Below are 20,443 nucleotides of genomic sequence, written 5' to 3' on the forward strand. Positions count from 1 at the left end.
GGTGATGGTGGTCGACGACCATCCGATGTGGCGCGAGGGAGTGGCCCGTGACCTGACCGAGGCCGGTTTCCTGGTGGTGGCCACCAGCGGCGAGGGGCGGCAGGCGATCCGGGTGGCCCCCGCCGCCCGGCCGGACGTGGTCGTCCTCGACCTGCAACTACCCGATGTCTCCGGCGTCGAGGTGGTCCGCGGGCTGCGCGTGGCGCTGCCCGACGTGCGGGTGCTGATGCTCAGCGCCAGTGGCGAGCAGCAGAGCGTGCTGGACGCGGTCAAGGCGGGGGCCACCGGGTACCTGGTGAAGTCGACGGCGCCGGCCGAGTTCCTCGACGCGGTGCGCCGCACGGCGGCCGGCGATCCGGTGTTCACCCCCGGCCTGGCCGGACTGGTCCTCGGTGAGTACCGCCGGTTGGCCGCCGGGCCGGCGTCGGACGCCGGGTCGGCCGGCGGCGCGGAGCCCGGGGCGCCGCGTCTCACCGACCGGGAGACGGAGGTGCTGCGCCTGGTGGCCAAGGGGGTGTCGTACAAGCAGATCGCGCAGCGGCTCGGGCTGTCGCACCGCACCGTGCAGAACCACGTGCAGAACACGCTGGGCAAGCTGCAACTGCACAACCGGGTCGAGCTGACCCGGTACGCCATCGAACGGGGCCTGGACGACTGAACCCGGTCAGACCGAGCGCGGCGGCTCCGTCTCGTGGATGGCCAGCTCCTCGGCGCTCGCCCCGCCGCCCGCCGAACCGGCGTCGTACGCCACGGAGTCGGTCTCCTGGTCGGTGTGCGCCCCCTCGTCCGGTTCCACCAGCCGGCCCACAGTGGCGTCGGCCACCGTGCCGAGCTGGCCGTGGTCGTAGAGGGAGACCGGCGACTTCGGGTCGGACGTGGGGCCGGGATCCATCACGTCGGCGTCCAGTTGGGCCTCCGCCGCGGCTTCCAGGTTGTCCGCCTCGAAAGCGATCTTCGGATCGATCGTGCCGGCCAGCGGATCGTCCACCGGGCGTTCGAAGCTCTCCCGCTGGAGCTTGTAGTCCAACGACTCACCGTCGAGCTGTTCCTCGGCGGTGGTCCCGAACCGGTCCACCGCCACCGGCGTCCGGTCGCCGGGCAGCTGGGCCGGGTCCGGCCCGTCCGCCTCGCGCCCGGTGAGCACGTCGTCGTTGGCCGTCGAGTCGTCGTCGGCGGTGCCGGGCAGGCCGTCCGCCTCGGTGTCGGACACGGGGGTCGGGTACTCGTTGTCGCGCATGTCTGATCACTACCCGCTGCCCTGCCGCCGTAACCGGGGGCCGCCGGCCGTGTGGTGGAGAGCCGGACACCGGGGCGGGAACCGCCCGTCAGTCGACGGGGTCGGTGTCGTCATCGGGGTGCAGCACGCACCAGACGACCTTCCCGTCCGGAACCGGGCTGCTGCCCCACCGGTGGGCCACCGTGTCGATGAGCAGCAGGCCCCGCCCGCCGGCCCGGGTCGGTGGGGCCGGCCCCGCGAACGCGGGCCGGAGGGGGGAGTGGTCGCGAACCGCCACGCGCAGGGTGCCGGCCTGAGGAGCCAGCCGGATGGTCATCGGGGTTCGGGCGTGCGCCACCACGTTGTTGACCATCTCGGTGATCGCGAGGCTCGCGGGTTCGGCCAGGGTCCGCACGTCCCAGTGCTGGCAGCCGGTGGCGACCAGCTCGCGGGCCTGCCGGGCGGCGCCGACGGTCGGGGCGAGCTCAGCGGTGAGGACCGCCGCCAGCGGCGCCGCCGCCAGGGCGCCGTCCAGGGTCGGCCAGGCCGGGACGCCGGTCGGTGCGGCGTCGGCGCCGCCGGGTCCGGAGGTCGCCGGGTCGCAGAGCAGCAGGTCCGCGGCGGGCCAGTCGGCGACCTCCCGGCGGATCTCGGCGAAGACGCTCCGGCCGACCGGGTCGGCGACCCGCAACCCGGTCACGTCGGCCACCACGGTGCCGGGTCGGTCGCAGAGGCGGGTCAGCAGCGCGGCCCGGACGGTGTCGGCGCCGGCCGCGTCGAGCACTCCGGTGAGCCGGACCACCCCGGACGCCTCGTCGATCTCCACCAGACAACGCGCATCGGTCGGCATGATCGCCCCAGTGTGCTCCCGGGCGACAGAAGTCGCATCCGGCCGCCCGATACCCGTCATCAGCGGGTCAACCGGGATCGGCGGGTGATCGCCGCCATCGTGCCGACCGCTGTGCCGGCGGCGGCGAGGCCGAACGCGGCGGTGATTCGTACCAGCTGTCGACGCCGGCCGTGCCACCCGCCGTTCCGGCGGCCCTCCGCATCGGCGTGGAACACGTTGCCGCTGCTGTCCATCCGCGCGCCGGGGCCGAACTGGGTCCGGTGGGCGTACCAGCCGAGGGTGCGCTCCACGAGCGCCGGTGCGAGCCGCCACTGCAGGCCGAGCAGCCGGGCGGCGCCGCCGGCGTACGCCTCGCGGCGGGGCCGGCGCAGCAGCCGGACGATGGTCTCGGCGACCACCTCCGGCGGGTACACCGGCGGTGGCGGCAGCAGCTCGCGGCCGCTGTGGTTGGCCGCGTGCCGGAAGAACGGGGTGTCCATGGTCGCCGGGAGCACGGTGCAGATGGAGATCTGCCCCCGACCGGTGACCCGCAGTTCCTGCCGGACGGTGTCGGCCAACCCGCGGATGCCGTGCTTGGTGGCGTTGTACGCCGACTGGTACGGCATCGCCACCTCGGCGAGCACCGAGGCGTTGTTGACAAGCACCCCTCCGCCGGCCACGCCGAGGTGCGGCAGTGCGGCCTTGATGCCGTGCACCGCGCCGAGCAGGTTCACCTCCACCACCCGTCGGAACTCGGCGACCGGGATCTCGTCGAAAAGCCCCACGACCCCTACCGCGGCGTTGTTCACCCACGCGTCGATCCGCCCGAACTCGGCCGCAGCCCGATCGGCCAGCCGCTGCACCGACTCCAGGTCGGTCACGTCCGTCGGCACGGCCAGCGCCCGGCCGCCCAGTTCCCGGCAGTGTTGTGCGACCTGCCGCAGCGCCGGCTCACTGCGGGCGGCCAGCACGACGGCGGCGCCCCGGCGGGCCAGCGCGTACGCGGTGGCCGTGCCGATCCCGCTGGAGGCGCCGGTGATCACCACGGTCGAGTCGTCGAGGCTGCGGGTCAGCGGCATTCCTGAGCCGTACCCCCGGTAAGGCCTGGTCATACCAGCGGCCGGTCGTCGATCAGCAGGATCGCCGCGGGGCGGGGCGAGGCTCTCGTGATTGTCGTGGCGCAAGTGTCGGTGGCAGCTGTGGGGAGCTGTTCCGATCTGCCAGGTTTCGGCTCCCGGTCACCCGGTTAATGGGACGCTCTGACCGGGAGGACCACCGCCGAGGAAAGATCGCAGGGAGGTGACCCATGCGCGTCGGCCTCGTCTGCGCGCACACCAGCTCGTACCGGCACGCCGACGGCCCGCCCGTCGGCACCCAACAGCACATCGCGCGGGTCGCCGCCGAGCTGGCCGGTCGAGGCCACGACGTCCGGCTCTACGAGCGCCGGGACGACCCGAAGCTGCCGGTGACGACGGACGTCGACGGCTACCAGGTGCATCGGGTCGCGGCCGGCCCGCCCACCCCGCTGCGCACCGCCGAGCTGATCCCCCACGTGACGGAGTTCGGCCGCTGGCTGACCGACGAGTGGGCCGGCGCCTGGCGGCCCGAGGTGGTGCACGGGCACTACTGGGTCGGCGGCCTGGCCGCCGCGCACGCGGTCCGGGAGACCGACATCCCGGTGGTGCAGACCTTCCACTCGCTCGGCGTCGAGCAGCTGCGCCACCTGGGCGGCCGGTACGACGGGCCGGGGGAGCGGATCCCGCTGGAGCGCGCGCTGACCCGAGCGGTGGACATCGCGGTCGCCCAGTGCAACGACGAGGTGGACGAGCTGACCCGGATGGGCCTGCAACGCAGCTCGGTGGCGATGGTGCCGGCGGGGGTGGACACCGAGCAGTTCCACCCCGACGGTGAGGCGGCGCCCCGCGAGCAGCGGTCACGGATCCTCTCCGTCGGCGGGCTCTCCCCGGGCCACGGCCAGGACGACCTGATCCGGGCGATGCGACTGGTCGGCGACGCCGAGCTGGTGATCGCCGGAGGGCCGATGGCCGACCAGTTGGCCAACCACACCGAGGCGCGCCGGCTGCACGAGCTGGCCGAACAGGTCGGGGTGGCCGACCAGGTACGGCTCGTCGGCGCGGTGCCGCACGACCAGATGGCAACCTGGTACCGGTCGGCGGACGTGGTGGCCTGCACGCCGCACTACTCGTCGGCCGGGCGGGTCTCGCTCGAGGCGATGGCCTGCGGCGTGCCGGTGGTCGGCTACGCGATGGGCGGGCTGGCGGACGCCGTCGTCGACGAGGTCACCGGCCGGCTGGTGCCGCCCGGCGACGTACGGACCCTCGGGGTCTCGCTGCGCCGGCTGCTCGCGGACAACGCCGGGCGGTTCGCGTACGGCCACGCCGCGGTGGACCGGGTCCGGAGCAGCTACACGTGGGAACGCACCGCTGGCGCGCTGGAGCGTCTCTACGAGCGGGTGGTGAGCCGCCGCAAACCGGTCGAGGCCTGAGCGCCGCGCCGGACGCCGGGTGTGTGCTGGTCAGCCGGGCTGGCCGACGCCCACCATGGCTCGGTCGCGGCGGCGCGCCTTCGCGTGGTGGTGCTGCGGCTCCGCGTACCGCGTCAGCCCGATCACCGACGCGAGGGTGACCAGGAAGCCGACCGCGGCCAGCCACTCCCGACCCGGCCAGATCTTGTCGTTGAGCAGCAGGAGGCCGACGATCGCCGCCGGCACCGCCCCGGCGGCGTCCATCGCGGCGACCGCGGCGGTGGTGGAGCCGCGCTGCATCGCCAGGCCGAGCAGTAGCTGACCGACGATCGAGTGGACGATGAGCAGGTAGAGCAGCGGGTCGGCGAGGAACGCCTCGGCGGACGGCGCGGAGGCCAGTGGCCGGGCGGCCACCGCGGCCGAGGAGAACGCCAGCCCGGCCAGCGAGCCGAGGGCCACCGAACCGGGCGCCCCGTGCAGCCGGACGGCGAAGAAGCCGAGCACCGCGATCACGCCGAGCGCCACCAGCAGGGCGACCGAGCCGGCGGTGCCGAGCTGCCGGGACGGCGCCGGCCGGGCGGCCAGCACCAGCGCGGTGATCCCGGCGAAGAGCAGGGCCAGCAGCGCCACCTCGGCCACCGGTAACCGCCACTTCAACACCAGCACGCCGAGGATGGCGGTCACCCCGAGCCCGGCGGCCACGCTCGCCTGGACCAGGAACAGCGGCAGGTCACGCCGGGCCACGAAGGCGAGTACGAAGCCGCCGATCTGGCAGCTCAATCCGACCAGATACGTCCGGTGCCCGGCCAACCGCAGCAGCAGGCCCGGATCGAAGGTGTGGTGCACCGTGGTGCGGGCCGCGGCCACCGACTGAAGCAGGTTGGCGACGCCGTACGCGACGATCATCGCCGCGAGAAAGCACCAGCCGGAGGAGACCACCTGGCGAGGATAGAGGCTGCCGGGGGTCAGCGCGCGGCTGGTCGATCGAGCCGGGCGAGGATGTCGGCGTGCAGCACACCGTTGGTGGCCACCAGGCTGCTCTCGGTGCCCGGCGCGCCGGCCGGAGCCGGTCGACCGTCCAGATCCGTGACCGTGCCACCCGCCTCGGTGATGATGGGCACCAGCGCCGCCATGTCCCACAGCGACAGTTCCGGCTCGACCATCACGTCCAGTGCGCCCTCGGCCAACAGCATGTAGCCGTAGAAGTCACCGTACGCCCGGCTGCGCCAACTGGACCGCATCAGGTCGAGCATCGCGTCGAGCCGCCCGGCGCGCTCCCAGCCGGTCAGTGACGAGTAGCAGAAGCTGGCGTCGCCGAGCCGCCGCACGGCGGAGACCCCGATCGGCTCGCCGGCGGCGGGGCCCGGCCCGGCGTACGCGCCCGCGCCGAGGCTCGCCCACCAGCGTCGGCCCAGCGCCGGAGCGGACACCACGCCGACCACCGGCCGGTCCGCGTCGAAGAGCGCGATCAGGGTGGCCCAGATCGGCACACCGCGGACGAAGTTCTTGGTGCCGTCGATCGGGTCGATGATCCAGCGCCGACCGTCCGGGGCGCTGGCCGGCTGGTCGCCGTACTCCTCGCCGAGCAGCCCGTCGGCCGGCCGGTGCTCGGCCAGCAGCGCCCGGATCTTCCGCTCCACGGCGGTGTCCGCGTCGGAGACCGGGGTCAGATCGGGCTTCGCCTCGACCCGTAGGTCGAGCGCGCGGAACCGGGCCGTGGAGATGGCGTCGGCCCGGTCGGCGAGCAGGTGGGCGAGGTCGAGGTCATCGGCGTACCCGGTCATGCCGGCAACCTAGCCGACGTCCGGCGGCTCACTCGTCCGGGCCGCGCCGGTCACCCTCGCCGGGACCGCGCTGGTCGATCTCGCCCCGCTGGTCACCCTCGCCGGCACGGGAGGCGAGCAACCGGCGGTACGAGGCCAGCCGGCGCGGATCGGCCTTGCCGGCGGCGACCCAGGCGTCCAGCCCGCAGTCGGCCTCCTCGGCCGTGTGCGGACAGTTGGGCGGGCAGTCGACGGTCCCCTCGACCAGGTCGGGAAAGCCGTGCAGCAGGCTGTCGGCGGAGACGTGGGCGAGCCCGAAGCTGCGGATCCCCGGGGTGTCGATGATCCACCCCGGGTCGGTGTCGATGCCGTGTATCGGGGGCAGTCGCAGGGCCACCGCGCTGGTGGAGGTGTGCCGGCCACGACCGATCGCGCTGACCACGCCGACCGCTCGGGCGGCCTCCGGCACCAGCCGGTTGACCAGCGTCGACTTGCCCACCCCGGAGTGCCCCACCAGCACCGACACCCGCCCGGCGAGCAGCGCGCGCAGGGCGTCCAGGTCGGAGTCGGGGCGGTTGAGCACGTACGGCAGCTCCAGCTCGGTGTAGTAGCCCAGCACCTCCTCCGGGCCGGCCAGATCGGCCTTGGTGAGGCAGAGCAGAGGCTCGACGTCCGCGTCGTACGCGGCCACCAGGCAACGGTCGATGAACCCGGTGCGCGGCGGCGGGTCGGCCAGCGCGCTGACGATCACCATCTGGTCGGCGTTGGCCACCACCACCCGCTCCAGCCGGCCCTCGGCGGTGGTCTCGTCGTCGTCGGCGGTGCGGCGCAGCACCGAGCGGCGTTCGGTGATCCGGACGATGCGGGCGAGGGCGCCCTCCGCGCCGGAGGTGTCCCCGACGAGGTTGACCCGGTCGCCCACCACCACCGACTTGCGACCCAGCTCACGTGCCCGCATCGCGGTGACCGTGGGCAGTTCGGCACCGACGACGCCGTGCTCGGCCCCGGCCAGCACGCAGGTGTAGCGCCCCCGGTCGACGGCGATGACGAAGCCGTCCACCGCGTCGGCGTGCCGGGGTCGGGTGCGCGTACGCGGGCGCGAGGACTTCCCGGGTCGAACCCGTACGTCGTCCTCGTCGTACTCCCGCCGTCTGGTCGCCAGGACCTGTCCTCTTCTCGCGTCAGCTCTTGCCGGTCACCATCGCTGACCATAGTGCCGGGAACTCGGGCATGGTCTTGGAGGTACACCCGACGTCGTCGACCTCGATGCCCGGCACGGCCAGCCCGGCCACCGCGGCGGCGTGTGCCATCCGGTGGTCGTGGTAGGTGTGGAACACACCGCCGCGCAGCGGTCGGGGCCGGATCTCCAGCCCGTCCGGCGTTTCGGTGATATCGGCGCCGAGTGCGGCGAACTCCCGCGCCAGCGCCGTCAGCCGGTCGGTCTCGTGGCCGCGGATGTGCCCGATGCCGGTGAAGAACGACGGCGAGTCGGCCAGCATGGCCAGCGCGGTCAGCGCCGGGGTCAGCTCGCTCACGTCGGAGAGGTCGGCGGTCAGGCCGTGCACCACGCCGGAGCCCCGGACGGTCAGCCCGGTGGTGGAGAGGGTGACCTCGCCGCCCATCCGGTGCAGCAGCGAGCGCAGCTGTTCGACCGGCTGGGCGCTGCTGCGCGGCCAGCCCTGGAGGGTGACCTCGCCGCCGGTGACCAGCGCGGCGGCGAAGAACGGCACCGCGCCGGAGAGGTCCGGCTCGATCTCCCAGCCGCGGCCGGTGAGCGGACCGGGCTCGACGGTCCACACGTCGGGGGTGGTGTCGTCGACGGCCGCGCCGGCGGCGCGCAGCATCTGCACCGTCATCCGCAGGTGCGGCGCGGACGGCACCGGCGGGCCGACGTGCCGCACCACGACACCCCGGTCGAAGCGCGGGGCGGCCAGCAGCAACCCGGAGACCAGCTGGCTGGACGCGGACGCGTCGATCACCACCTCGCCGCCGGTGATCCGGCCGGCGCCGAGCACGGTCAGTGGCAGGCTGCCGGTGCCGGTGACGTCGATCCGGACGCCCAGCGAGCGCAGCGCGCCGATCAGCGGGCCGAGGGGCCGGGTGCGGGCGTGCGGGTCGCCGTCGAAGGTGATCCGGCCGTCGGCCAGCCCCGCGACCGGCGGCACGAACCGCATCACCGTGCCGGCCAGCCCCACGTCCACGTGCGCCGGGCCGACCAGCGGGTGTGGCCGGACCAGCCAGCGCTCGTCGTCGCTGATCGACATGTGCGCGCCCATCGCCCGCAGGCCGGCCGCCATGAGTTCGGTGTCCCGGGCGCGCAGCGGCCCGGCCAGCGTCGACGGGCCGGCGGCCAGCGCGCTGAGCACCAGGGCGCGCGCGGTCATCGACTTGGACCCGGGCAGGCGCAGCGTGGCCGCCACCGGATCGGAGGCGGTCGGTGCGGTCCACGGCTGAGGCGGCCGGGTCGCTGTCAGGTTCCCCACGGTTACATTCTGCCGTGTCGGCCGGTGGGCGGCGGTGACCGGCGGTCCTACTCCCGGTTGGCGGGACAGCCGGCGGGTCGCAGACGGGTTAGCGTGTGCCCATGTGCGGCAGGTACGCGACGACCCGGAGCTCCGGCGAGCTGAGCGCGCTGTTCGAGTCCTCCGACGACACCGACGGCCGGATCCGGCCGGACCACAACGTCGCGCCGACCGACCCGGTGCCGCTGGTCCGGGTCACTCCCGAGGGGCACCGCAGTCTCTGCGTAGGCCGCTGGGGCCTCCTGCCGCACTGGTCGCGGTCGGCCGCCGGCGCGGCCCGCATGATCAACGCGCGGGCGGAGACGGTCGCCACCAGCCGGGCGTACGCCGGGTCGTTCGCCCGTCGCCGCTGCCTGGTTCCGGCCGACGGCTGGTACGAGTGGGTCCGCCAACCCAACGGGGGGCGGCAGGCGTACTACATGACCCCCGCCGACGGCTCGGTGCTCGCCCTGGCCGGGATCTGGTCGGTCTGGGAGTCCGAGGCCGAAACCCGGCTCACCTTCAGCGTGCTGACCACCGCGGCGCTCGGTGAGCTGGCCGAGGTGCACGACCGGATGCCGGTGCTGCTGCCGCCCGAGCGCTGGTCGTCGTGGCTGGCGCCGACCGGGGAGCCGGACCGGTTGCTCGCCCCGCCGGCGACCGGTCAGCTGTCCCGGTTGGAGATCCGTCCGGTCGGGCCGGCGGTGGGTGACGTCCGCAACGACGGGCCGCAGTTGATCGCCCGGGTGCCGCTGGCGCCGACGGTGGCAGCGCAGGAGCTGACCCTGTTCTGAGGCGGTCCGCATCGTCGAGCGCCGATTTGGCGGGGTTGCGCGCGATTCGTCGCCTGGCTGTTCAGTCATCTTCCCGGCAGGCCCTTGTCTCGGTGTCCGTAAGTGCGATAGAACACAGCGCCGGTAGTGGGTGTCGATTCGCACGGGGCGGACGACATCCACCGATCTTGCCGGTCCCACGGGGGAGGTGGGTGGATGACACGGGCGCGTATGCCCCGCCCGCATGAGGTGGCCGCGGCGCGGCGAGATCCGCGACTGCTGCGGGCCTTGCGCGAACGCCGAGAGGATGACGCGTGGCGCACCAGAGGGACATGTCAGAGCGTCGATCCGGAAACGTTCTTTCCGGCGCCGAACGAGCCGGCGGACGCCGCAGTCGCGCTGTGCCGCAGCTGCGACGTCCAGGGGTCCTGCCTGGCCTGGGCGCTGGAGGTGGGTGACTGCCATGGCGTGTGGGGCGCCACGACGCCCCGCGAGCGACGGGCGATGCTGGTGGCCTGGCGTGGCCAGGTCGAACCGGATCCGGACGCCGTGGACGAGGCGGGCCCGCCGGTGCGGGACCGTCTGCTCACCCTGGTCCCGCTGAGCTGACCACCGGTCCCGTCCCGGGTGCCGACCGGGGCGGCGCAGAATGGATCGGTGCTGCCCAGCGACGAGATCGGGACCCCGCGCGGTCCGGCGCGGATCGACACGGACCTGCCGGTCGGGCCGGCCGCCGCCCTGCTGGTGCTCGGGCACGGGGCGGGCGGCAGCGTGGACGCCCCCGACCTGCTGGCGGTGCGCGACGCGGCCGTCGCCGCCGGTCTGGCGGTGGTGCGGGTGACCCAGCCCTACCGGGTCGCCGGCCGCCGCGCCCCAGCTCCCGCCGGGCATCTCGACGAGGCCTGGACGGCGGTGCTCGGCGGGCTGCGCGACCGGCAGCCCGACGTCCCGACGCTGCTGGTCGGCGGTCGCTCCAGCGGCGCTCGGGTGGCCTGTCGGACGGCCCGCGCGGTGGGCGCGGCCGGTGTCGTCGCGCTGGCCTTTCCGCTGCACCCGCCCGGGCGGCCGGAGCGCTCCCGGGCCGCCGAGCTGGCCACCGGGCTGCCAACGCTTGTGGTCAACGGCGACCGGGATCCGTTCGGGGTGCCGGAGCCGGGGCCGGCCGTGCGGGTGGTGACCCGGCCGGGGGAGACGCACGACCTGCGCAAGGATCCGGCCGGCACGGCAGCCGTGGTACGGGACTGGCTGCGCGCCCAGGGCTGGGCGGCCGGCTGAACGGCGGCCCGGGTCGGCCGGGCGAACCGTGTCCGGTGGCGGGCGCGGGTCGTTGCATCCGATGGTGCCACCTACCGGATTCGGACGGGCGGGGCCAAATCCTCCCAGGCCCTTCCTGGTCCCAGCGCCGGCCGCCGCCGGGGCCGGGACCAGGAACGGGAGGGCCGGCCGGAATGCCCCACCCGTCTTCTCGCGTTACTACCCGCGGACGACTTTTCTGCGAGGGGGTGGCCGGTGCCGACCGAAACACGGAGCCGGGAACGGGACGAGCGGAACGCCCGGCAGCTGAAGCAGCTGCTGGATGGCCCGGACTGGCCCGCGACGGCGGGACCGGGCGGGGTGGGTGTGGTGAGCACGGGCACACCGGCCGGAAGTGAATCTGTGGGCAGGTCCGTGCGCGTATCCTCGGCGGGAAAGCATCCGACGCGAGGGGATGTGCGGTTGACCACCGAGAAGACGGACGAGCGCAGGGCCCGCTTCGAGCGGGACGCGATGCCATTCGTCGATCAGCTCTACGCTGCTGGGCTGCGGATGACACGTAACCCGGCGGATGCCGAGGATCTGGTCCAGGAGACCTACCTGAAGGCGTACGCCGCCTTCCACCAGTTCGAGCAGGGCACAAACCTGAAGGCCTGGCTCTACCGGATCCTGACCAACACCTACATCAACTCCTACCGCAAGCGGCAGCGCCAGCCGATCCAGGCGCCCACCGAGGAGATCACCGACTGGCAGCTCGCCGAGGCCGAGTCGCACACCTCCAGTGGGCTGCGCTCGGCGGAGACCGAGGCGCTGGACCGGCTGCCGGACAGCGACGTCAAGGAGGCCCTCCAGCAGTTGCCGGAGGAGTTCCGGCTCGCCGTCTACCTCACGGACGTCGAGGGCTTCTCCTACAAGGAGGTCGCCGACATCATGGGTACGCCGATCGGCACGGTGATGTCGCGCCTGCACCGGGGCCGTCGTAATCTGCGCAAGCTGCTCGAGCAGTACGCCGCGGAACGGGGCTTCAGTGCGGCCCGCTCCTCGAAGGGTTCGACCGCTGCCGCTGCCGGCCGGGAGGTGTGACGTGAGCTGTGGGGAGCCGCACGAGACGGACTGCCGTGAGGTGCTCGCGGAGGTCTACCTCTACCTGGATCTGGAGTGCGCCGACGAGCGGCGCACGCTGATCCGGCACCACCTGGACGAGTGCGGGCCGTGCCTGCGCGAGTACGGGCTCGAGCAGGAGGTGCGGGCGCTGGTGGCGCGTTGCTGCGGCAACGAGACCGCGCCGGACGAGCTGCGCGAGCGGCTGCGGGTCAAGCTCACCGAGCTGGTGGTCTTCGAGACCAGCGATTCCCGCGAACTGGCCGACTGACCGTCGGCGTGACGAACGAAACCGGTGGCCCGGGTCGATCTCGACCCGGGCCACCGGCGTTCCCGGCGTCCGCCGGGTGGGGCTGACCGGTGACGGGCCGTCGGCCCGTCGGCCCGTTCAGGAGTTGGGACGCTTGCCGTGGTTGGCGGCGTTCTTCTTCCGTGCCTTCTTCTTCCGGGACTTCTTCGCCATGCTGACCTCCTCGTGATGGGTCGGATCCGCCCTGCGCGCGGCCTCGGCGCCGGTGTACCCACCGGCCGCCCGGCGTCGGGTCCGACCCGCTGATGGTAGTGCGGCCGGCACCCGACGCCTTCCGCCGGGGCGGTCGCGGCACCCGGGCCGCACCGCTCCGGGCCCGCCGTCGGCCGCCGCATGATTGGATACGTCGGCAGGCACATCGGGAAAAGGGAGGGCCTGGACATGGCCGAGGAGATCCGCGCCGAGATGGTGGCGAACGTCTGGAAGGTCGTCGCGTCGACCGGCGACACCGTGTCCGAGGGCGACACCCTGGTGATCCTGGAGTCGATGAAGATGGAGATCCCGGTCATCGCCGAGTCCGACGGTGTGGTCAAGCAACTCGCCGTCAACGAGGGTGACGTCGTGCAGGACGGCGACCTCATCGCGGTGATCGATTGAGCGGCCTGCTGGTCCGGCGCGCCGACCCCTGTGACTTCCCGGCGGTGGCCCGGCTGACGGTGGCCGCGTACGAGGCGGACGGCCAGCTCAAGGGCGAGCACGGGTACGGCGCGGTGCTGGCCGACGTGTCGACCCGGGCCACCAGTGGTGAGGTGCTGGTCGCGGTGGACGAGGCGACCGGCGCGGTGCTCGGCTCGGTCACCTTCGTGCTGCCGGGCACCCCGTTCGCCGAGCTGTCCGGCCCGGGTGAGGCGGAGTTCCGGATGCTCGCGGTCGACCCGGCCGCGCAGGGCCGGGGCGTCGGCGCGGCGCTGGCCGAGGCGTGCGTCGACCGCGCGGCCGAGCTGGGCTGCACGGCCGTGGTGATCTGCGTCCGTGCGGGGATGGCCGTCTCGGCCCACCGGCTGTACGAGCGGCTCGGCTTCGTCCGGTTTCCCGAGAAGGACTGGGCGCCGGTGCCGGGTGTGGACCTGCTCGGCCTGCGGTTGGAGCTGCCCCGGGGCTGAGCCGCCGGCCGGTCAGCCCTGCGAGCTTGCCGAGGCGATCGCCGTCCCACTCTCGTCGGGCTCCGCGCCGATCGCGGCCAGCAGCTCGTCGGCCACCTCCAGCGCGATCCGGCGGCGTTCGTCGTCGGTGATGTTCGGCGCCCGGACGGCGAACCAGCTGCTGTGCACAGCGAACAGCGACAGCACGGCGCGCAGCTGGGCGGTGGGCGAGTCGTCGCCCCGGCAGAGCGCGTTGGCCAGCTGCATCATCCGGCCGCGCATCTGCTGGCCGGAGGCGAGGCTCTTGAGCACGGTCTGGTTCTGTTCGAAGAAGCGCATCACCGACGGCTGGTCGCCGGCGAACATCGTGTCGGCGTACCGGGAGATCAGCGCGCGCCGGGTGGCCAGGGTCGCCGGCTGCGACTCGGCCCAGGTGGTCAGCGCGTCCATCCGCTCCAGCCGGTCCTCGACGAAGCTGGCGACGATGTCGTCCTTGCTCTTGAAGTGGTAGTAGAGCGCGGCCTTGGTGACGTTGAGCCGCTCGGCGATCTCGCGCAGCGAGGTCTTCTCGTACCCCTGCTCGGTGAAGAGCTCCAGCGCGACGGCCTTGATCCGCTCACGGGTGCCGCCTGTGCTCTCCCTCACCCACGCCCCCCAATTGGCTTGACCGTCACTTGCCGCCCAACTTACCGTGCGGCTAGTAAGGTGACTAGCCGGGCGGCAAGTAAGTATGGCAATCCTCGGGGGGAGCTTACCCATGACTCAGGCAACCCAGGCCGGCGCGCGACCCAACGTACGGGTCGTGCTGTTCGGGCTGATGATCGCGATGATGCTCGCAATGCTCGACAACATGATCGTCAGCACCGCGCTGCCACGCATCGTGGGCGAGTTCGGCGGTCTCGACCACTTCACGTGGGTGGTCACCGCGTACGTCCTCGGCACCACCGTCTCCACCCCCATCTGGGGCAAGCTCGGTGACCTCTACGGGCGCAAGTCCGTCTTCCTGACCTCTGTCGGCATCTTCCTGCTCGGCTCGGCGCTCTGCGGCATGGCCGGCTCCGGAATGCTGGGCGGTCCCCAGGACGGCATGGTCCAGCTCATCGCCTTCCGGGCCGTGCAGGGTCTGGGCGCCGGTGGCCTCATGGTCGGCGTGATGGCGATCATCGGTGACCTGGTCCCGCCCCGCGAGCGCGGGCGCTACCAGGGCATGATCGCCGGGATCATGGCCATCGCCATGGTGGCCGGCCCGCTGGTCGGCGGCTTCATCACCGACCACCTCTCCTGGCGCTGGGCGTTCTACGTCAACCTGCCGCTGGGCGGTGTCGCGCTACTTCTGCTGATCACCACCATGCACCTGCCGAAGTACCGCACCGAGCACCGGATCGACTGGCTCGGCGCCGGGCTGCTCTCGGTAGGCATCACCGCGATCGTGCTGATCACCACCTGGGGCGGCAACGAGTACGACTGGTCGTCACCGCAGATCCTCGGCCTGGCCGTGCTGTCCGTGCTCGCGCTTGTGGCATTCGGCCTGGTCGAACGCCGTGTCGCCGAGCCGATCCTCCCGCTGGCCCTCTTCGCCAACCGCAACTTCGCACTGATCTCGCTGATCGGCTTCCTGCTCGGCTTCGCGATGTTCGGCGCGATGAACTTCCTGCCGCTCTACCAGCAGACCGTGCAGGGAGCCTCGGCCACCAACAGCGGCCTGCTGCTGCTGCCGCTGATGTTCGGCATGCTGGTCGTCTCGCTGGTCATCGGGCGGGCGATCACGAAGACCGGCAGGTACCGCGCGTACCCGATCGTCGGTGGCGTGGTGATGACCACGGGCATGGGGCTGCTGACCATGCTCGACACCGACACGAGCAAGCTGCAGTCCTCGCTGTACATGGTCGTGCTGGGTGCCGGCATGGGCTTCCTCATGCAGACCTCCATGCTGATCGCGCAGAACAGCGTGGAGCAGAAGGACCTCGGCGCGGCCAGCGGCGCGGCCACCTTCTTCCGGTCGATCGGCGGCTCGTTCGGCATCTCCCTGTTCGGCGCGATCTTCGCCAGTCGGCTGGCCGGCTCCAGCGCGGGCGGCGCCTTCGGCGGCGAGGGCGGCGGGATGGACCTGGAGAAGCTCAAGGAACTGCCCGCCCAGGCGCGCGAACTGGTGCTCGGCGGTCTCGCCGACGCGATCTCGCACGTCTTCCTCTGGGCGGTGCTGTTCACCATCGTGATCCCGGTGCTCGCCTGGTTCATCAAGGAGATCCCACTGCGCACCGCGAACGAGGCGCCGGCGCAGGCCACCCCGGAGGAGGAGGCCGAGATCGCTCTCGGCAAGGCCCCGGTCGCCTGACCCCGACACCCACCCACGCCGCGCCGTCCCTCCAGGGACGGCGCGGCGCGTCGTCGTACCGGATCGCGGGGGTGAAGCTCAGGGACGGCGGCGCGCGGTGAGGCGTCGCCAGAGGCGGCGGAGCGGGTTGCGGGGACGCGGGAGCCGGGGCGGCGGGTCGCCGAGCAACTCGATGGCGAGCGCGGCGGTGGCCGGGTCCAGTGCCGGAGCGGCCAGCGCCAGGTGGGCCAGTGAGACGGCGATTGGGACCGGCCGGGACCGGGCCACCGCGGCCGCGTCGGCCAGCCGCTCGGCCACCACCCGGGCCACGTCCGATCGCACCCCCGGGTCCACCCAGGCGGCGGTGACCAGGGCGAACAGTGCCGCCTCGGTCACCCAGTCCTCGACGCCCCAGACCAGGTCCAGCAGCACCCGGCGCCGGGTCGAGTCCTCCCAGGGCTCGTCGGTGCTGTGGTGCAGCAGCCCCAGGCAGGCCCACACCTGCACGCCGCGTACCCAGACCGACGGGTCCTGGGCGGCCAGGAGCCGGCCCAGCGCGTTGGCCGGCGCTGCCGGCGGATGCACCAGCAGCCCGAGCAGGTCGGCCACGTCCAGGCCGGCCAGGCCCACCGCCGCGTCGTAGGCCGCCGGTGGGTGCGGCCACGCCGGGTGGGCAACCTGACGGATCCGCTCGACCGCCGCCGCCGAGGGTGCCGGCAGCGCCGGCGTCGGGAGCGTGTCCGCGTAGTGCCACAGGCGTCGGGTGGACGCCCGTCGCGGTTCTCGTGGGTCCGGCTCCACCGTGCCGGTGACCTCGATCCGCAGCCCGGGTGCTGCCGACGTGGCCGTCCGCACGGCGCTCGGCGGGGCCGCCGCCGGCAGGCGTACGGCAGTGCCGAGACCGTTGTCGTCGTCGGCCACCGCCTGGCGCAGAGCGTCGACCAGCGGGCCGCCGGCCGGCGTCAGCTGGCCGAGCCACGGCCGGCCCCGGCAGCACTGGGCCAGGTCGCCGTGCTCGTGGCTGTCGTCCGGGTGGTCACGCACGAAGTCGGCGAGCGCGACCAGGTGGGCGAGGTCGCCGTCGCGCTGGTGCCGCAGGCGGTGGGCGGTGTGCACCGCGCAGTCGAACGACGGGTCCCGGGCGAGCGCCCGCTCGGTCCACTCCAACGCCTCGTCCAGCCGGCCGGTCTCGGCCAGGGTGCCGGCGATGTCGGCGTAGATGGCCAGGTCGTCGGGGTCCAGCGCGACGGCCCGGCCGAGCGCCGCGAGGGCCTCGCGGGTGCGGCCCGCGCTGCGGTACGCGTACCCCAGCCAGACCTCGCCCATCTTCGACGGCTGGGACCGTACGCCGCGGGTGGCCCAGCGGATCGCCAGCGTGACCTCGCCGAGCCGTCTGGCCAGCGCGGACGCCGCGCCCAGCAGCAGACCGTGCTCGGGGCGGACGGTGACCGCGTTGCGGGCCAGCGTGAGGTACGGCGCCAGCGCGCCCCGGCCGGCGCGTGGCACCGGGTCGGGCAACGCGCCGCAGACCTGCATGAGGATCCGGGCGATGTGCTCCGGGTCCAGTCGCTCGGCCAGTTCGGGTGCGATCACCCACGGCACGCCGGCCCACTCCGTGCCGGGCGCGTACCCGGTGGCCGCGGCCAGCAGGTCGAGCCCCTCGGCCGGTCGGCCGGCGGCGGCCAGCAGGTGGGCGCGGGCGACGACCGCGCCGACGAAGGTGTGGTGGTTGATCGGGAAGAGGTCGAGCCCGCCCCCGCCGACCGCGGCCAGCAGGGCCAACGTCTCGTGCACCTCGGGCAGGGTCGGCGCCCGGGCCAGCGCGCCGGCGAGGTGGCCGGCGGCGTGGTGGAGGTCACCCTCGTCCAGTGCCAGCCGGGCCAGGGCCAGCTCCTCCGTCGCGGAGAGCGCGTGGTCGTCCCTTCCCTCGGGCACATCGTCCTTCCGTCGCAGCGACACCTGTTGAAGCGGGACAAGCCTAGTTGATATTGAGATCATTCGGTGATCAACTGCGCAGTGCTGCTCGTTCGGTTGTTCAGATACTTTGAAAGCTGCAAGACTGAGCAGGAAACGCGCGGGAACCGCGCAAGAGGGGAGTGTCCGTGACGCGTGCAGGGGCCGGGATGGCCGCCGACATCGAGGAGCAGCCGGCCGGCTACACGCGCCTGCTCTCCACCGCCAACGCCGGGGAGATCGCCCGGGTGGCGGCTGCCGTCGCCGAGCGCCGGCCGCGGCACGTGGTCTTCACCGCCCGGGGCACCTCCGACCACGCGGCCCTCTACGGGGCGTACCTGGCCGAGATCCGGCTCGGGCTGCCCGCCGGGCTCGCCTCGCCCAGCGTCGTCACCCTGTTCGGCGCCCGCCCCGACCTGTCCGACGCGCTGGTCGTCGGGGTCAGCCAGAGCGGCGGCTCACCCGACCTGGCCGAGGTGCTGCGCGCGGCGCGGGCCTCCGGCGCGCTGACCCTCGCGGTGACCAACGCCCCGGAGTCCCCGCTGGTCGAGGTCGCCGAGCTGAGCATCGACATCGCCGCCGGGCACGAGCGGGCGGTGGCCGCCACCAAGACGTACACCGCCGAGCTGCTCGCTCTGCTGATGCTCGTCGAGGGAATCCGTGCCGGCGACGGCGTGCTCCCGGCGGCCGAGCGGGAGGCGCTCGACGCGCTGCCCGAGCTGGCCGCCCGCACCCTGGCCGACGACACCCCGGCCCAGCTCGCTCCGCGCTACCGCTTCGCCCGCCAGCTGGTCACCACCGGGCGCGGGTACGCCTACCCGACCGCGCGGGAGGCCGCTCTCAAGCTGATGGAGACCTCGTACCTGCCGGCGCTCGCCTTCTCCGGCGCCGACCTGCTGCACGGCCCGCTCGCGATGACCGACCCGGAGGTCCCGGTGCTCGCCGTGGTCGGCTCCGGCCCCGGCGGCCGGTCGATGGGCGAGGTGCTGCCCCGCCTCGGCGAACGCCGCGCCGACGTCGTGGTGGTCGGCTCCGCCGACGTGCCGGGCGCCACCCGACTCGCCGTCCCCGAGGTCGACGAGCGGTACGCCCCGCTGCTGGACATCCTGCCGTTGCAGCGGCTGGCGTTGGCGTTGGCGCTGACCCGGGGCGAAGATCCGGACGCGCCGCGCGGGCTGAAGAAGGTCACCGCGACGATGTGAGACGCGGCGTGGCACGCTGGTCACCGTGTCCACGCTGCGCGACCTCGCCGAGGAGCACACCCGTCTCCGTCCGGCCGACATCGACCACCTGCACCGGATCGCCGGCGACTGGCAGCTGCTGTCCGACCTGTCCTTCGCCGACCTGCTGCTCTGGGTGCCGGTCGACACGGACGGCACGTTCCTCTGCGTCGCCCAGGTCCGCCCGACGACCGCGCCCACCGCGTACCAGGACGACCAGGTGGGACGGATCGTCGGCGGGCCGGAGGTCGCCCACCTGGGTGTCGCCTACTCCCAGGGCCGGATCTGGCGGGAGGGCGACCCGGTCTGGTACGGCGACGTACCGGCCCGGCACGAGGCGATCCCGGTCCGGCTGCGCACCGCCGAGGGGGAGGCCGGCGAGGTGATCGCCGTGGTCGGCCGGGACACCAACCTCTCCACCGCGCGTACCCCCAGCCAGCTGGAGCTCAACTACCTGACCACGGCCGACGACCTGGCCCAGATGATCGCGGACGGCACCTTCCCGCCGCCGCGGCACCCGGGCGAGACCACCTCCGCGCCCCGGGTCGGCGACGGCCTGGTCCGGCTCGACGCCGGCGGCAAGGTCACCTACGCCAGCCCGAACGCGCAGTCCGCGTACCGCCGGTTGGGCTACGCCTCCCACCTGGTGGGGGAGGATCTGGCCGCGCTGCACCGCCGACTGGCCGGCGACCCGCTGGACGGCACCGAGGCGGCGAACGGGATCCTGGCCGCGCTGCGCGGCGAGGCGCCGCCCCGGCGGGAGATCGACGCGCGGGGCGCCACGATGCTCACCCGGGCGCTGCCGCTGATGCCCGCCGGGGTGCCGATCGGCGCGCTGGTGCTGGTCCGGGACATCACCGAGGTCCGCCGCCGGGACCGGGCACTGATCACCAAGGACGCCACCATCCGGGAGATCCACCACCGGGTGAAGAACAACCTCCAGACGGTGGCCGCGCTGCTGCGGTTGCAGGCCCGCCGGGTGGCCATGCCGGAGGCCCGGGTCGCTCTGGAGGAGTCGGTCCGCCGGGTCGCCTCGATCGCCCTGGTGCACGAGACGCTCTCCATGTCCAGCGACGAGGCGGTCGAGTTCGACGGCATCGTCGACCGCGTGGCGAGCGCGGCGACCGAGGTCGCGGCGACCGAGGTGAGCGTCGGCATGCGCCGGCGGGGCAGCTTCGGCGTGCTGCCGGCGGAGATCGCCACCTCACTGGTGATGGTCCTCAACGAGTTGCTGCTCAACGCCGTCGAGCACGGCTTCCCACCGGCCGACGAGGCGGACGAGGTTCCGGTACCGGCGGCCTCCGGCATGGTGCCGGTCGCCGCGCCTGAGGTCGACCCGTCGCTGCGACCCGAGGTGGTGGTCTCGGCGCACCGGTTCCGCAAGATGCTGCACGTCTCGGTGGCGGACAACGGGCGCGGGCTGCCACCCGACTTCGACGCCGAGAGCGGCAGCCGGCTCGGCCTCCAGATCGTCCGGGCGCTGGTCACCGGCGAGCTGCGCGGCACCATCGAGTTGCGCGCCGGCGTCAACGGTGGCACCGAGGCGGTGCTCGTCGTACCGCTGGCCCGCAGCGGGCCCGACGGCCGCTCGCAACCCTGACCTACCAGCCCCTGCCGCCGCGGCGGGTGTTCCGGGCCCGGG

The 20,443-nt window shown here is 73.5% G+C and carries 21 protein-coding genes and 1 pseudogene; 12 read left to right on the top strand and 10 right to left on the bottom strand.

What is annotated here, in order from left to right; genetic code table 11:
• Window positions 1-4 precede the first annotated feature (4 nt).
• Window positions 5-658 carry a response regulator gene (locus GA0070607_RS17300; protein WP_089021902.1) on the top strand — a complete coding sequence of 218 codons (654 nt, stop codon included), beginning with the start codon at window positions 5-7 and terminating at the stop codon, window positions 656-658.
• Between the two features lie 6 nt (window positions 659-664).
• Here the strand turns inward: GA0070607_RS17300 and GA0070607_RS17305 are convergent, their stop codons facing one another.
• From GA0070607_RS17305 to GA0070607_RS17315, 3 genes are all read right to left on the bottom strand, one after another.
• Window positions 665-1,237 carry a DUF5709 domain-containing protein gene (locus GA0070607_RS17305; RefSeq protein ID WP_089019128.1) on the bottom strand — a complete coding sequence of 191 codons (573 nt, stop codon included), beginning with the start codon at window positions 1,235-1,237 and terminating at the stop codon, window positions 665-667.
• Window positions 1,238-1,325: 88 nt separating this feature from the next.
• Window positions 1,326-2,066, bottom strand: coding sequence for an ATP-binding protein (locus GA0070607_RS17310; RefSeq protein WP_231929965.1), 741 nt, complete (start codon window positions 2,064-2,066; stop codon window positions 1,326-1,328).
• A gap of 59 nt (window positions 2,067-2,125) precedes the next feature.
• Complete coding sequence (locus GA0070607_RS17315; protein WP_089019130.1) at window positions 2,126-3,124, bottom strand: SDR family oxidoreductase; 999 nt, start codon at window positions 3,122-3,124, stop codon at window positions 2,126-2,128.
• Between the two features lie 227 nt (window positions 3,125-3,351).
• Between GA0070607_RS17315 and GA0070607_RS17320 the strand changes: the two genes are divergently transcribed.
• A complete protein-coding gene (locus tag GA0070607_RS17320; RefSeq protein ID WP_089019131.1) occupies window positions 3,352-4,551 on the top strand; it encodes a glycosyltransferase in 1,200 nt (399 codons plus the stop codon).
• Here GA0070607_RS17320 and GA0070607_RS17325 read toward each other — a convergent pair.
• The 4 genes and pseudogenes from GA0070607_RS17325 to aroA form a co-directional block, all read right to left on the bottom strand.
• Window positions 4,509-5,436: pseudogene (locus GA0070607_RS17325) on the bottom strand (hypothetical protein). The gene GA0070607_RS17320 and the pseudogene GA0070607_RS17325 sit on opposite strands and share 43 nt — an antisense overlap.
• 59 nt (window positions 5,437-5,495) lie before the next feature.
• Entirely contained in the window at window positions 5,496-6,314 is an 819-nt protein-coding gene (gene hisN, locus GA0070607_RS17330) for a histidinol-phosphatase (protein ID WP_089019132.1), read from the bottom strand.
• Window positions 6,315-6,342: 28 nt separating this feature from the next.
• Window positions 6,343-7,353, bottom strand: coding sequence for a ribosome small subunit-dependent GTPase A (gene rsgA / locus GA0070607_RS17335; protein WP_089019133.1), 1,011 nt, complete (start codon window positions 7,351-7,353; stop codon window positions 6,343-6,345).
• Window positions 7,354-7,474: 121 nt separating this feature from the next.
• Window positions 7,475-8,776 carry a 3-phosphoshikimate 1-carboxyvinyltransferase gene (aroA, locus tag GA0070607_RS17340; protein ID WP_089019134.1) on the bottom strand — a complete coding sequence of 434 codons (1,302 nt, stop codon included), beginning with the start codon at window positions 8,774-8,776 and terminating at the stop codon, window positions 7,475-7,477.
• A 101-nt stretch (window positions 8,777-8,877) separates the two neighbouring features.
• Here aroA and GA0070607_RS17345 point away from each other — a divergent pair, with 101 nt between their 5' ends.
• From GA0070607_RS17345 to rsrA, 5 genes are all read left to right on the top strand, one after another.
• Complete coding sequence (locus tag GA0070607_RS17345; RefSeq protein WP_089019135.1) at window positions 8,878-9,588, top strand: SOS response-associated peptidase; 711 nt, start codon at window positions 8,878-8,880, stop codon at window positions 9,586-9,588.
• A 195-nt stretch (window positions 9,589-9,783) separates the two neighbouring features.
• On the top strand, window positions 9,784-10,176 hold the full coding sequence (locus tag GA0070607_RS17350) for a WhiB family transcriptional regulator (RefSeq protein ID WP_074314218.1): 393 nt from the start codon (window positions 9,784-9,786) through the stop codon (window positions 10,174-10,176).
• Window positions 10,177-10,224: 48 nt separating this feature from the next.
• Window positions 10,225-10,842 carry an alpha/beta hydrolase family protein gene (locus tag GA0070607_RS17355; RefSeq protein WP_089019136.1) on the top strand — a complete coding sequence of 206 codons (618 nt, stop codon included), beginning with the start codon at window positions 10,225-10,227 and terminating at the stop codon, window positions 10,840-10,842.
• A 234-nt stretch (window positions 10,843-11,076) separates the two neighbouring features.
• On the top strand, window positions 11,077-11,904 hold the full coding sequence (locus GA0070607_RS17360) for a sigma-70 family RNA polymerase sigma factor (RefSeq protein ID WP_089019137.1): 828 nt from the start codon (window positions 11,077-11,079) through the stop codon (window positions 11,902-11,904).
• A 1-nt stretch (window position 11,905) separates the two neighbouring features.
• Window positions 11,906-12,193: a mycothiol system anti-sigma-R factor gene (gene rsrA / locus GA0070607_RS17365; RefSeq protein ID WP_089019138.1), complete on the top strand. Its 288-nt coding sequence runs from the start codon at window positions 11,906-11,908 to the stop codon at window positions 12,191-12,193.
• Between the two features lie 117 nt (window positions 12,194-12,310).
• Here the strand turns inward: rsrA and GA0070607_RS34155 are convergent, their stop codons facing one another.
• On the bottom strand, window positions 12,311-12,385 hold the full coding sequence (locus GA0070607_RS34155; RefSeq protein WP_372433306.1) for a 50S ribosomal protein bL37: 75 nt from the start codon (window positions 12,383-12,385) through the stop codon (window positions 12,311-12,313).
• 222 nt (window positions 12,386-12,607) lie between these two features.
• Here GA0070607_RS34155 and GA0070607_RS17375 point away from each other — a divergent pair, with 222 nt between their 5' ends.
• Both GA0070607_RS17375 and GA0070607_RS17380 read left to right on the top strand, forming a co-directional pair.
• Complete coding sequence (locus GA0070607_RS17375; protein ID WP_172899197.1) at window positions 12,608-12,829, top strand: biotin/lipoyl-binding carrier protein; 222 nt, start codon at window positions 12,608-12,610, stop codon at window positions 12,827-12,829.
• Complete coding sequence (locus GA0070607_RS17380) at window positions 12,826-13,335, top strand: GNAT family N-acetyltransferase (protein ID WP_089019140.1); 510 nt, start codon at window positions 12,826-12,828, stop codon at window positions 13,333-13,335. Before GA0070607_RS17375 ends, GA0070607_RS17380 begins: the two co-directional genes overlap by 4 nt.
• 12 nt (window positions 13,336-13,347) lie before the next feature.
• Here GA0070607_RS17380 and GA0070607_RS17385 read toward each other — a convergent pair whose 3' ends face one another.
• Window positions 13,348-13,959, bottom strand: coding sequence for a TetR/AcrR family transcriptional regulator (locus GA0070607_RS17385; RefSeq protein WP_089019141.1), 612 nt, complete (start codon window positions 13,957-13,959; stop codon window positions 13,348-13,350).
• A 112-nt stretch (window positions 13,960-14,071) separates the two neighbouring features.
• Between GA0070607_RS17385 and GA0070607_RS17390 the strand changes: the two genes are divergently transcribed.
• Window positions 14,072-15,649 (top strand): MDR family MFS transporter, encoded by a 1,578-nt coding sequence (locus GA0070607_RS17390; protein ID WP_089019142.1) that lies wholly within the window; start codon window positions 14,072-14,074, stop codon window positions 15,647-15,649.
• Window positions 15,650-15,727: 78 nt separating this feature from the next.
• Here GA0070607_RS17390 and GA0070607_RS17395 read toward each other — a convergent pair whose 3' ends face one another.
• Window positions 15,728-17,563 carry a tetratricopeptide repeat protein gene (locus tag GA0070607_RS17395; protein ID WP_231931169.1) on the bottom strand — a complete coding sequence of 612 codons (1,836 nt, stop codon included), beginning with the start codon at window positions 17,561-17,563 and terminating at the stop codon, window positions 15,728-15,730.
• A gap of 188 nt (window positions 17,564-17,751) precedes the next feature.
• On the opposite strand from GA0070607_RS17395, the gene GA0070607_RS17400 reads away from it, so the two are divergent.
• Window positions 17,752-18,783: an SIS domain-containing protein gene (locus tag GA0070607_RS17400; RefSeq protein WP_089019144.1), complete on the top strand. Its 1,032-nt coding sequence runs from the start codon at window positions 17,752-17,754 to the stop codon at window positions 18,781-18,783.
• 25 nt (window positions 18,784-18,808) lie between these two features.
• Entirely contained in the window at window positions 18,809-20,401 is a 1,593-nt protein-coding gene (locus tag GA0070607_RS17405) for a PAS domain-containing sensor histidine kinase (RefSeq protein ID WP_089019145.1), read from the top strand.
• Window positions 20,402-20,443 lie beyond the last annotated feature (42 nt).

The organism is Micromonospora coriariae (genome assembly GCF_900091455.1).
GTDB lineage: Bacteria > Actinomycetota > Actinomycetes > Mycobacteriales > Micromonosporaceae > Micromonospora > Micromonospora coriariae.

Coding starts and splice junctions, on each gene's coding strand:
- GA0070607_RS17300 (WP_089021902.1), top strand. CDS start 5: ATGGTGGTCGACGACCATCCGATGTGGCGCGAGGGAGTGGCCCGTGAC.
- GA0070607_RS17305 (WP_089019128.1), bottom strand. CDS start 1,237: ATGCGCGACAACGAGTACCCGACCCCCGTGTCCGACACCGAGGCGGAC.
- GA0070607_RS17310 (WP_231929965.1), bottom strand. CDS start 2,066: ATGCCGACCGATGCGCGTTGTCTGGTGGAGATCGACGAGGCGTCCGGG.
- GA0070607_RS17315 (WP_089019130.1), bottom strand. CDS start 3,124: ATGCCGCTGACCCGCAGCCTCGACGACTCGACCGTGGTGATCACCGGC.
- GA0070607_RS17320 (WP_089019131.1), top strand. CDS start 3,352: ATGCGCGTCGGCCTCGTCTGCGCGCACACCAGCTCGTACCGGCACGCC.
- hisN (WP_089019132.1), bottom strand. CDS start 6,314: ATGACCGGGTACGCCGATGACCTCGACCTCGCCCACCTGCTCGCCGAC.
- GA0070607_RS17345 (WP_089019135.1), top strand. CDS start 8,878: ATGTGCGGCAGGTACGCGACGACCCGGAGCTCCGGCGAGCTGAGCGCG.
- GA0070607_RS17350 (WP_074314218.1), top strand. CDS start 9,784: ATGACACGGGCGCGTATGCCCCGCCCGCATGAGGTGGCCGCGGCGCGG.
- GA0070607_RS17390 (WP_089019142.1), top strand. CDS start 14,072: ATGACTCAGGCAACCCAGGCCGGCGCGCGACCCAACGTACGGGTCGTG.
- GA0070607_RS17400 (WP_089019144.1), top strand. CDS start 17,752: ATGGCCGCCGACATCGAGGAGCAGCCGGCCGGCTACACGCGCCTGCTC.